This window comes from Lachnospira hominis (ex Hitch et al. 2025), assembly GCF_040096395.1.
GTDB lineage: Bacteria > Bacillota > Clostridia > Lachnospirales > Lachnospiraceae > Lachnospira > Lachnospira hominis.
This window is the reverse complement of the sequence record NZ_JBBMES010000001.1, coordinates 83694-95508: the sequence shown is the minus strand read 5'-3', so window position 1 is coordinate 95508 and position 11815 is coordinate 83694. Positions and strand designations below refer to the sequence as shown.

13 protein-coding genes are annotated in these 11815 nt (G+C 38.3%); 2 read left to right on the top strand and 11 right to left on the bottom strand.

Features of this window, described 5'->3' with window-relative positions; translation table 11 throughout:
* Nucleotides 1-6: 6 nt before the first annotated feature.
* The 4 genes from WMO38_RS00435 to WMO38_RS00420 form a co-directional block, all read right to left on the bottom strand.
* Nucleotides 7-993: a transglutaminase domain-containing protein gene (locus tag WMO38_RS00435; RefSeq protein ID WP_021866405.1), complete on the bottom strand. Its 987-nt coding sequence runs from the start codon at nt 991-993 to the stop codon at nt 7-9.
* 119 nt (nt 994-1112) lie between these two features.
* Nucleotides 1113-1997, bottom strand: a complete 885-nt coding sequence (locus tag WMO38_RS00430) for a DegV family protein (RefSeq protein ID WP_349160927.1) — start codon at nt 1995-1997, stop codon at nt 1113-1115.
* A gap of 169 nt (nt 1998-2166) precedes the next feature.
* The gene (locus WMO38_RS00425) at nt 2167-2436 is read right to left on the bottom strand and encodes a spore coat protein (RefSeq protein ID WP_021866403.1); all 270 of its coding nucleotides are present in this window, start codon (nt 2434-2436) and stop codon (nt 2167-2169) included.
* A 20-nt stretch (nt 2437-2456) separates the two neighbouring features.
* Entirely contained in the window at nt 2457-2639 is a 183-nt protein-coding gene (locus WMO38_RS00420) for a hypothetical protein (RefSeq protein ID WP_021866402.1), read from the bottom strand.
* A gap of 164 nt (nt 2640-2803) precedes the next feature.
* Here WMO38_RS00420 and WMO38_RS00415 point away from each other — a divergent pair, with 164 nt between their 5' ends.
* Nucleotides 2804-4273 carry a putative DNA modification/repair radical SAM protein gene (locus tag WMO38_RS00415; RefSeq protein WP_349161187.1) on the top strand — a complete coding sequence of 490 codons (1470 nt, stop codon included), beginning with the start codon at nt 2804-2806 and terminating at the stop codon, nt 4271-4273.
* A gap of 4 nt (nt 4274-4277) precedes the next feature.
* On the top strand, nt 4278-5069 hold the full coding sequence (locus WMO38_RS00410) for a TIGR03915 family putative DNA repair protein (RefSeq protein WP_349160926.1): 792 nt from the start codon (nt 4278-4280) through the stop codon (nt 5067-5069).
* Nucleotides 5070-5125: 56 nt separating this feature from the next.
* On the opposite strand, the gene atpC is transcribed toward WMO38_RS00410, so the two are convergent.
* The 7 genes from atpC to WMO38_RS00375 form a co-directional block, all read right to left on the bottom strand.
* Nucleotides 5126-5533 carry an ATP synthase F1 subunit epsilon gene (gene atpC / locus WMO38_RS00405; RefSeq protein WP_021866399.1) on the bottom strand — a complete coding sequence of 136 codons (408 nt, stop codon included), beginning with the start codon at nt 5531-5533 and terminating at the stop codon, nt 5126-5128.
* A 14-nt stretch (nt 5534-5547) separates the two neighbouring features.
* The gene (gene atpD, locus WMO38_RS00400) at nt 5548-6945 is read right to left on the bottom strand and encodes a F0F1 ATP synthase subunit beta (protein WP_021866398.1); all 1398 of its coding nucleotides are present in this window, start codon (nt 6943-6945) and stop codon (nt 5548-5550) included.
* A gap of 11 nt (nt 6946-6956) precedes the next feature.
* Nucleotides 6957-7961 carry an ATP synthase F1 subunit gamma gene (gene atpG, locus WMO38_RS00395; RefSeq protein WP_349160924.1) on the bottom strand — a complete coding sequence of 335 codons (1005 nt, stop codon included), beginning with the start codon at nt 7959-7961 and terminating at the stop codon, nt 6957-6959.
* 16 nt (nt 7962-7977) lie between these two features.
* The gene (gene atpA / locus WMO38_RS00390; RefSeq protein WP_349160922.1) at nt 7978-10038 is read right to left on the bottom strand and encodes a F0F1 ATP synthase subunit alpha; all 2061 of its coding nucleotides are present in this window, start codon (nt 10036-10038) and stop codon (nt 7978-7980) included.
* Nucleotides 10035-10520, bottom strand: a complete 486-nt coding sequence (locus tag WMO38_RS00385; protein ID WP_021866395.1) for a F0F1 ATP synthase subunit B — start codon at nt 10518-10520, stop codon at nt 10035-10037. Before WMO38_RS00385 ends, atpA begins: the two co-directional genes overlap by 4 nt.
* 21 nt (nt 10521-10541) lie before the next feature.
* The gene (gene atpE / locus WMO38_RS00380) at nt 10542-10766 is read right to left on the bottom strand and encodes an ATP synthase F0 subunit C (protein ID WP_021866394.1); all 225 of its coding nucleotides are present in this window, start codon (nt 10764-10766) and stop codon (nt 10542-10544) included.
* A 92-nt stretch (nt 10767-10858) separates the two neighbouring features.
* Nucleotides 10859-11545, bottom strand: coding sequence for a F0F1 ATP synthase subunit A (locus WMO38_RS00375; RefSeq protein ID WP_021866393.1), 687 nt, complete (start codon nt 11543-11545; stop codon nt 10859-10861).
* Nucleotides 11546-11815: the final 270 nt, after the last annotated feature.

Sequence of the window (11815 nt, the reverse complement as noted above, 5' to 3'; positions counted from 1 at the left end):
CACATATTAATAAGTATACGGCGTCGTAGGTGTCGCCGGATATTTTGATACTGTACGTACATAATTATAATTGCCTTGATCAAGATATGCCTGAATCTCTGCATCTGTCTTCATAAAGCATGAAAATCCCGAACGCATTCTTGTAGAATCAAAATGATACCAGCCTGTACCGGCATCAACTAAAAGCCATGCATGATCACCTGTAGGTGAATTTTCATTTTCAAGCCACATTGTCTTAACACCTAATGCTTCAAGAAGTGCTTTGTCTACTGATGTGTAAGTAAAGCAGTCGCCTCCTGTATAATCAGACTTTTTAAGTTCTGTAAGTGCAAGCAATGCTTCATTTTCCCAGTTAGAACCGTCATAGGGTGTTCCTGTATAACCGATTTTGTTATGTGCATAATCAAATATAGCTCTTAACTTCTGTCCTGTAGACATGGAAGATGTGGTAATATTTCCAAGTATTTCCTCTGCAAGTGCCTGATATGTGCCAGCAACGGGTGCCGGTTTTTCTATTGTAATATTTGCAGTCTTAGTTGCAACATTGCCTGCCGCATCAACCGCCTTATATGTTACTTCGTATGTTCCCGGAGTATCTGTGTCAACCGCTGACTTGTCAACTTCTACATCTACTTCACCGTCAACATCATCTGTTGCTGTAATACCCGAAAGATATGCTATCTTATCTCCGAGGGTGAATGTTTTATCTGCAGTTCCACTTATAACAGGAGCTGTCAAATCACGTTTATCTTCTTTTTTACTATCCTTTTTTGTCTCTGTCTTCTGTGTTCCTGCATTATTTGCCGAATCAGAATTAGCATTGACTGTCTTATGAAGACTAATTCCTATTGCAACTGCTATCACAATAAGCAGTACAAGAAGCAAAGCACCTCCGCATACAAATGAATATATATGCTTTGATATATATTTTTTCACTTTTTTAATCTGAACATCACGTCTGCGTTTTACTTTAACGCCTTTTCTATTTGCCATATTTTAGCCTTCTTTCGCAAAGTATAATTTATAAATTTAATTGCATTTTCCGTTAAATTATAAAGCAAATACTTTACATTTTCAACTCTTTTAAGGCATTTTTAACATTAGTATTTAATTTAGTCCAATGCTGCATCAGGACAGCATGAACATCCTATCCCGAGTCCGCCATATCCAATGTGGCATGCAACTCCCATTGATAAATCATCACATCTTACATCCATTCCCGGAAATTCTTCACGAATCTGTGCCTCCCACTCTTTTGTAACTTCCGGCGATGCACTTGATGCTGCAAGAAGATTGACTTTACCTGCTTTATACCATTTTTCAAACTTTGTATTCAAGTCATTTTTCATTGCTTCTATCATGACTTTTCTTGCCTTATTAAAACCTCTGCACTTCTGATACACATCAAGCGTACTTACATCAAATTTCAGGACAGGCTTAATATTCAGAACTGTGCCAAGTGCCGCTGAAGCAGCTGATATTCTTCCACCGCGTTTAAGATTTTCCAGCGTTTCAACACCGACATATATGACCATATCTGACCTTGATGATTCCAGCATCTTTTTTATCCATGGTGCTACATATCCCTTTTCTATAAGCTCAAGTGCATCAAGAACAGAGCGGCGAAGCGGTGCTGAAACCCTGCCATTATCTACTACAAACACCTTGTTCTCATATTTTTCGTCTGAAGCAAGCATTGATGCTGTCGAACACGAACCGCTGAGTCCGCTGCTTATCGGTATGTAAATAATCTGCTCAAATTCCATCAATGCCTCATCCCAGAACTTCATCACTTCAAGCGGTGACGGCTGCGATGTACTCACCTTTGCTCCATTTTTCAGTTTTTCAAGAAATTCTTCCCTTGTGAATGTCACCCCCTCATAACAACACCGGTTATCCACATAAAAAGGCATTGGAAGCACTTTTACTCCCAATTGCTCAGCTTCTTCCGGTGATATTCCGCTATGACTGTCTGTAACTACTCCTATTGGTTTCATAAAATATTCTCCATTTTCATAAACTATTATTGCGGCAGCCAGCCAAAGCTCATTCATTGGTTCGGGACTGCCGCTTAAACAATAAAGTTAATTATATCAAATATTTTGAAAATCTCAATATTTTTATAGGGTAATTAATAAATTTTTAATAGAACTTATTATTCCATTCCTATATCTCTTTATAAGAGCATGCAAATTTCTGTTTTGCCTGTTCTACCTTCTTGCTCTCCGCCTCTGGAGTAGGATATAAACCTTTATCATGCATAATCTTAAAAACATCATCCTGAATTTCATGCTCCTGCTCTAATATCTTTAACATTACGTTTCTTACATTTTCATGCACACATTCATTAGAAAATGTGTTGTAATTACCTGTCGCTGTTTTTACTGATGTAAGTGCATCATCAAGAGCTTCTTTTTCGCCGTAAACTGTCTCCATGTCAAATTGCCTCCTTTTTATTAAAGTTGATTGTAAAGCATATTGAAATGTCCCTGATGCTTATCGGAAATTTCTTTAAAACAATTTTTTACTTTGTCATCTTCCGCGTGCTCTGCAAGCATTTTAAATTTTTTTACAAGAAGTTCTTCTTCTTTAAGGCAATCATTTATTGCCGAAAGTTCTTTTTCTGATAACTCTGCCATATATGCCTCCCCAATAATTTATTATCACGAACAATTACAGTATTGTTCCAAAATAAAATTTTTATACTTAATTTTTAATTTGCATATTTACAAACATATGTTCGTATGATATTATTATATCAAACAAATGTTCGTTTTATTTTTATTTTACCGGAGGCAGCATGATGATTATTCAATATAATATGGATTTGACAGAAAAGTTAAGAATTCTCGGAGACGCCGCAAAGTTTGATGTATCATGCAGTTCAAGCGGCGTTGACCGTAAGAATAACGGCAAAGGAATAGGCAATTCCAAAGCATGCGGCATATGTCACAGTTTTGCTGCTGATGGACGTTGTATCTCTCTTTTGAAGATCCTTTTTACTAATGAGTGTATTTTTAACTGCCGCTATTGTATCAACCGCTCTGATAACGATACTGTACGCACCAGTTTTACGCCTGATGAAGTATGCACTCTCACAATGCAGTTTTACCGCCGCAACTATATCGAAGGTCTTTTTTTAAGTTCCGGCATAACGCACAATCCCAACTATACTATGAGCCAGCTTGTAGAGACTGTTTATCTTTTACGCGAGAAGTACCATTTTGGCGGATATATACACCTGAAGGCCATACCAGGTGCAGCGGCTGACCTTATTGAAGCTGCTGGTATGTATGCTGACAGAATGAGTGTTAATCTTGAGCTTCCGACTGCTGACGGACTTGCCTTACTTGCACCGCACAAGAGCCGCAAAACTATTCTCACTCCTATGCGTCAGATTCAGAATGGCATATATAAGAGCCGTGAGCTTCCTCTTATTGATAATAAGACTGCCTCTCTTCCCGGCAGCACTACCGATAACACTCCTGATAATTCTGACAGTAATTTTTATAATAACCACATAAGCACAGCAGACCGTTTTCATGCTCCAGGCATCATATCAGGCAGCAGCACACACAATCTTTCTACAGTCCGACCGGTAAACAATTCATTTGTTCCCGCCGGACAAAGCACACAGATGATTATAGGTGCAACACCTGAGAGCGATTATCATATAGTCACTATAGCAGAAGCATTATATAAACAATATGATTTAAAGCGTGTATATTACTCTGCCTTTGTCAATGTCAATAATGATGACACTCTTCCAATCCAGAATGATTCGTCAGACGTTCCGCTGCTTCGCGAACACCGCCTCTATCAGGCTGACTGGCTTATGCGTTTTTATGGGTTTAAGTCAGCTGAACTTTTAAGCCCCGAAAAGCCTAATTTTAATATTTTCATTGACCCTAAGTGTGACTGGGCAATACGGCATCTGGAACAATTTCCTGTCGAGATTAACCGTGCTGATTACTATACACTTCTGCGTGTTCCCGGTATCGGCGTCAATTCCGCAAGACGTATTGTACGTGCAAGACGCAGTGCAAAGCTTGATTTTAGAGATTTGAAAAAAATCGGTGTTGTGCTTAAACGTGCCATATATTTTATAACTTGTCAAGGACACATGATGTATACAAATATGCATATTGAGCAGAACTTTATCACCAACAATCTTATAAGTTCTGAACAACGTAAGAATTATGAGATAAGCAGCCATGATACTTACAGACAGATGTCTTTATTTGATGATTATAATATAAAAAGCGGGGTTTAATCTTATGAATAATACAGATATTACCAATAAAACTATTTATCTTTGTGATGACACTATAGAAGGCATTTTCACTGCAATTTACAAGGCATGGGATAATAACCCCAAAACAACAGATGTAAGAATCCGCAGCAGTTCATCTTCATTATCTTTTTTTGAAAGCTATATAGAGACAGACACTGACTATGAACTTGCATTAAAAGTATATAATACTATAATCAGAAAGCTGTCGTGGGATATTTATTTTTATATATACAGAACCGCACTCTCATATGAAGAAGAACGTGCCTCATATATATACTCATTTTTAAAAAAGGCTTTTAAAACGGGGCCGGCTATTATAAATATGCTCCACGATGATGATGTACTAAAGATATTTAATATTGATAAACAGGTCGGACGTGAGTCACATAGCTTTTTGGAATTTGTACGATTTGAAGAACTTGCCAACAGTGTACTTGTAAGCCGCATAGAACCAAAGAGTAATATAATCCCTCTTATAAGTGAGCACTTTGCTGACAGATTACACTGTGAAAACTGGATAATACTTGATACCGGACGAAACTTCGCTGCCATACATGAAGCTTCAAAGCCTGTGTTTTTTTCTTATCTCACAGAAAGTGAACTTGCAAATTTTTCTGTATTATCAGACACAGAAAAAGGCTTCCAGAATCTTTGGAAAACATTTTTTGACACTATAGCTATAAAAGAGCGATGCAATCCAAAACTTCAACAGAGTAACATGCCGCTTCGCTACAGAAAATATATGAAAGCAGAAAACAAGGGGGGACATGTATAAACACATGTCCCCGATTATTCTCACAAACAGCCTGCTACAGTCTGTTTAATCTGATTTTACTTGTAGCCGCGTGCACCTTTTAATCGTGCCATAGCTCTTGATAACGATGCCTGCGAAATATGATATTCCATTATGCTTTGCTTTGTTCTAAGCTGTTCCTTAGCTCTTTCCAACGCTGCTTCGGCACGGAATTTATCAATTTCTTCCGGCTTTTCTGCCGAATATACCAAAACATCGACTTTGTTATGGTCAACCTCAACAAGTCCATCTGAAACAATAGCATTCATCCATGTTCCGTCAGGAAGCTTAAATTTGATTTCACCAATTTCAACTGTAGATGTCATCTGCTCATGATTTGCCATGATTGCCATCTGACCATCATAAGCAGGATATATAAGTATCTCACATTCTCCGTCATAAAAAACCTTATTGCAGGCTACTATTTTCAATGAAAAAGTGCTCATACATGACACCTCTCTTAATTCTTAGCCATCTGTTCAGCTTTTGCCTTAACGTCATCAATATTACCTACGTTAAAGAATGCTGCCTCGGGATAGTCATCCATCTCACCATCAAGAATAGCTTTGAATCCTTCAATTGTCTCTTTAACAGGAACGAAACGTCCCGGAGTACCTGTGAAGTTTTCTGCTACAAAGAATGGCTGAGAAAGGAATCTCTGAACCTTTCTTGCTCTGTATACAGTAAGCTTATCTTCATCTGAAAGCTCTTCCATACCAAGAATTGCAATAATATCCTGAAGTTCTCTATACTTCTGTAATATCTCCTGAACACGTCTTGCAACATTGTAATGTTCTTCACCGACAACATCAGCTTCAAGAATTCTTGATGATGATTCAAGTGGATCAACAGCAGGATAAATACCCTGTTCTACAATCTTTCTTGAAAGAACTGTTGTTGCATCAAGATGTGCAAATGTTGTTGCAGGAGCCGGGTCAGTAAGGTCATCGGCAGGTACATAGACAGCCTGTACTGATGTAACAGAACCATCCTTTGTAGAAGCGATTCTCTCCTGAAGTTCACCTACATCATTAGCAAGTGTAGGCTGATAACCAACGGCTGAAGGCATACGTCCGAGAAGCGCTGAAACTTCCGAACCAGCCTGAACAAAACGGAAGATGTTATCAATAAACAAAAGCACATCCTGCTTCTTAACATCTCTGAAGTATTCAGCCATTGTAAGACCTGTCTCTGCAACTCTCATACGAGCTCCAGGTGGTTCATTCATCTGACCAAACACTAACGCTGTTTTATCAAGAACTCCTGACTCTTTCATTTCTGTCCAGAGGTCATTACCCTCTCTTGAACGTTCACCAACACCGGTAAATATAGAATATCCACCTCTCTCAGTTGCTATATTATGAATAAGCTCCTGAATAAGAACTGTCTTACCAACACCGGCACCGCCGAACAAACCAATCTTACCACCTTTTGCATAAGGGGCAAGCAAATCGATAACTTTAATACCTGTCTCAAGCATCTCTACTACCGGACTCTGGTCCTCAAATGTAGGTGGTTCTCTGTGGATTGACCAATGTGTCTCATTTTCGAGACTCTCACCACCATCAATAGTATCACCGAGAACATTAAAAAGTCTTCCAAGTGTTTTCTCACCTACAGGGACTTCAATTGCAGAACCAGTAGCTACTACCTTCATATCACGGCAAAGACCTTCACTGGCTGCAAGCATAATACAGCGGACAGTATTATGTCCTATATGCTGTGATACCTCCATAACGCACTTTTTACCATTGTTAATAACATAAAGTGCATCCTTGATAGACGGAAGATTGTTATCACTAAACTCTACGTCAACTACAGGTCCTGAAACCTGTACAATCTTACCTATATTTTCCATAGTTGTAAGTCTCACCTCACTTGCTTCTTCTTTTTCTTTTTCAAAGCCTTGGCACCACCGATTACCTCAGTGATTTCCTGTGTAATTGCAGCCTGTCTTACTCTGTTATACTCAACCGATAATTCTTTTAACATTTCCTCGGCATTGTTTGTGGCGGACTGCATCGCCATCATTCGGGCATTCTCCTCACTGGCTGAAGCCTCAACTAAAGCACCATACATAAATCCTGTAACATAGTTATATACCAGTTTTTTAAGGACTTTTTTAGGTGATGGATATATAAAGAAATCGCCATCATTTTCATAAGTTCCTTTTTTATAATCATCGCTGTCATCTTCTGATGATTTACCATCTGGATTTTCATTACTGTTATAACTGTTACCACGTTTCTTCATTGCACTATCAAGCATTTCCTGCTTAATAAACTGGTGAGATTTTAACGGAAGAAGCTGTTGTATTTCAACTTCCTCGCTGATGCTGCTCACCATTTTTGTATAGATAACGTATACCTCATCAAATACTTCTTCTTTATAAAGCTCAACAATAAGTTCAGATATAACTCTCGCACGATGAACTGACGGATTAGTTGCCGTATACCGGAAATCGGCATCCACAGGATAACCCTGTCCTGCAAAATACTGTCTTCCCAATTCACCGACAACATATAATTTATATTCATCCGACTCATCACACAATCTCTGTGCTTCTTTTATAACATTATGGTTATAAGCACCTGCCATACCCTTATCGCCTGTAAGCACTATAAATGCCTTTTTCTTGACAACTTCATGCTGGTCTTTGCTTCTGTTATCAAAGTATATATGTTCCATATCCGGAAAGTGATAAAGTATACTTGAAATCTGTTCCTGCAAACCGAAGAAATACGGTTCTGTATCTTCAAGCTGCTGTTTTGCTTTTCTAAGTTTCATTGAAGACATCATATACATTGCTCTTGTGATTTTCATTGTGTCCTGAATGCTTCTTATTCTGTTTTGAATTTCCTTTGCACTAGCCATAACACATCACTCCGTATTACTCTGTCATTGTTTCACTTTCCACACTCTTAGGCATTTTTACAGCCTTGAAGTTCTCTGCAGCTTTTACAATAGAATCTTTGATATCATCTGATAATGACTTTGTTGTCTCAAGCTGATTAATAATATCAGTGTGATTCATATTGAAATCTGCAAGCATTTCTTTCTGGAAAGGCTTAACCTGTGCTGCTTCCAAATCACTGAATACGTGTGCATTTGCTGCAACAAGAGTTATAACCTGTTCTGCCATGCTCATTGGATGTCCGAGCGGCTGTTTTAATAATTCCATCAAAGCTTTGCCGTGAGCAAGCTGTTTCTTTGTACTTTCATCAAGGTCAGAAGAGAACTGTGTAAATACTTCCATCTCTCTGTACTGTGCCAAATCGATACGGATACTTCCGGCAGCTTTCTTCATAGCCTTAGTCTGTGCAGCACCACCAACACGTGATACTGAAAGACCTACATTAACGGCTGGTCTCTGACCTGCAAAGAAAAGCTCACTTTCAAGGAATATCTGTCCATCTGTAATAGAAATTACGTTAGTAGGAATATATGCTGATACATCTCCTGCCTGTGTCTCTATTATAGGAAGTGCTGTGATTGAGCCACCGCCTGCTTCCGGTGTAAGACGGCTTGAACGTTCAAGAAGTCTTGAATGAAGATAGAATACATCACCAGGATAAGCCTCACGTCCCGGAGAACGTTCAAGCAATAATGAAATTGCACGATATGCAACCGCATGCTTTGAAAGGTCATCATATACGATTAATACATCTTTGCCCTGATACATAAAATACTCTGCAAGTGCTGTACCTGAATATGGTGCAATATACTGAAGCGGAGCCGGGTCTGATGCTGTAGCTGATACAATAATTGTATAGGACATTGCATCATTTTTCTTTAATGTATTAACAAGCTTTGCTATTGTAGATGCTTTCTGTCCGATTGCAACATAAATACAAACAACATCTTTACCTTTCTGGTTAAGAATTGTATCCATCGCAATAGAAGTCTTACCTGTCTGACGGTCACCGATAATTAACTCTCTCTGTCCACGTCCAATTGGGAACATTGAATCAATTGAAAGAATACCTGTTTCCATTGGTACAGTAACTGACTTTCTGTCAACAATACTCGGTGCCGGAAACTCTATCGGTCTGAAACCTACAGATTCGATATCACCCTGTCCGTCAAGTGGTGCACCGAGTGCATCAATAATTCTTCCCTCGAAGGCTTCGCCTACAGGAATACCTGCCATCTTACCTGTACGTATAACTCTTGTTCCCTCTTTGATGTCTGTATCACGTCCAAAAAGGATAACACCGATTTCATCTCTTCTTACATCCTGTACCATTCCTTTTACGCCGCAGTCAAATATAACAATTTCGCCGTAAAATGCATGATCAATACCATCAACATTGGCAATACCATCACCAACCCAGTTTACAACACCAATTTCCTTGTCTTTTGCTTCAAGTTCAAAATCATCAATAGAACTTTTAAGTATAGAAACGATGCTTTCTTCACTAAATGTAGTATTTCTTGAAGAATTAACAGCCTTTGCTATTCTGTTCTCAAGCTGCTCAATTCTTCCTTTTTCACTCCAGTCGAACTCTCTTGTTCCGACACGCAGTACGAAACCACTCTTAATAGACTTATCTTCTTTTAATGTAAGTTCCATATCAGGATTGTGGAATTCTTTTGCAAGAAATGCCTTAATACCTTCTAACTGCTCATCTGTTGGAGCTGTAACATAGATTAACTGTGCCTGATTTTCTTTTGCTTCAGGCTTTCTTCCAAGTTCATCATAAGCTGTGCATATTTCATCAAACAGCCCGAAATCCATGTTATCACATAATATCTTTAAAAAATCTCTGATTTCCTTAGGAAATACTCTGTCAATAATCAGGTGTTTTTTCTCAATAGATACTGTTGGATCTTCAAATTCCGAACGTACCTGCGGCACAGCCTCGAGAACATCTTTTACCTGCTGCAGTAATTCCTTAGGAGTTTCTGTTTTGCGTAAACTTGTCGCATAATCAATCGCTGCCTGTGTCACTGTTTATCACCTGCTTTATCTAAAAATTCATTATAAAGAGAACTGTCAACGTCAGCTCCACTGTTCTTTCCAACAACCTTTACCGCTGCATCAACTACCATATCGGCAATCTCTTTCTCAGCTTTCTTTAATATCTGAGTCTTCTGATTCTCAGCCTCAACAGCCGCATCTTCTTTAATCTGCTTAGCCTTGCTCTCTGCATCACCAACAATTCTCTGGTATTCAGCATCAGCTTTTTTCATTGTCTCCTGCATAGCCTTGCTCTTTTCTTCTTCAACGCTTGCAATTGACTTTGCATACTGAGCCTTTAATCCATCAGCTTCTGCCTGTTTTGCAGCAGCTTCATCAAACTGCTTGTCAGCTTCTGCCTGTCTTGCAGCTATAATCTTCTGAACCGGCTTGAACAAAAATATCTTCATCAAAACGAAAAGCAGTAAAAGATTGATTACGGTAAATAATAAATTCCAATCTAAACGGAGCATTTTACCAACCTGCCTTTCAAATTACTGTAACATAATAATAATCATCAATGCGATAACGAAACCATAAATAGCAGTTGCCTCTGCAAGAGCACAACCAAGAATCAATGTCTTACTAATCTTACCTTCTGCCTCCGGCTGTCTTGCAACTGCCTCTGATGCCTTACCTGTTGCAATACCGATACCGATACCAGCACCGAGACCGCCTAAAACTGCAATACCTGCACCAATTGCTATTAATGTATTCATAATAATTTCCTCCATTCATTCAAATGCATCACTTATCTGTAACCGATGCAAAAATTTGTTTTGTTTAAAATCATTAATTAAATTGTTTTGCTTTATTCAATTGCTTCTTTAATATAAAGCGAAGTCAGGAATACGAAAACATATGCCTGAAGCAAACCGTCAAATATATCAAAGTAGAGGCAGAATGCTGCCGGAACCACGATAGGAACAACGATTTTTAAAAGTTCCATGATAACGTAAGAACCTAATACGTTACCAAAAAGTCGCATACAAAGCGATAATGGTCTTGTAAAGACCTCAAGAATATTAATTGGTGTTACGATTGCTATCGGTTCTGTAAACTTATGTAACCACTTCTTAACACCTCTCTGATATATTCCTGCACCTTCAACTAAGACGATACTCATAATTGCCAATGCTGCTGTTACATTCAAGTCCTTAGTTGGGGATTTGAAACCGAAAAGACCAATAATATTGGCTAATCCGATATAAACAAGCACAGTTGTAAGATACGGTACATATCTCTTGCCCTCAGGACCTGTCATGTCCTCAACCATACCTGTCAGCTTGGTAACAATTGTCTCAGCCACTGCCTGTCTTTTGCTGATGTGGTCAATACGAAGATTTCTCGTAAGTATGAATGCTACAAGCACCATAACTGCCATGATAATCCACGTTACAACAACAGATTCAGATACACCAATACCTCCAAATATCGGAATAGTGAATACTGTTTCACAATTCAGCTCTTCCATCAGAGACTCTGTCAAATTGCCCATTTGTTTTATCACCTCCAGATTGTAATATATTAACTCCAATCGTGGTTATTTTATCACTCCGAAAATGTTTTACAAGTCCTTTTTTTGCGATATTGATAAATTTTTCACATTAGAAATTAGATTTGTGCATTTCATACAATTTTAATGATTATTAAAATGTATTTTTGTGCCATTTTTGTTAAAAAAAGACTTGCAAAAAACGAATTTTTGTCAACAAAAAATGATTTGCAAGTCTTTCATTATATTATATAGTCCTTTATTGCTACTTTA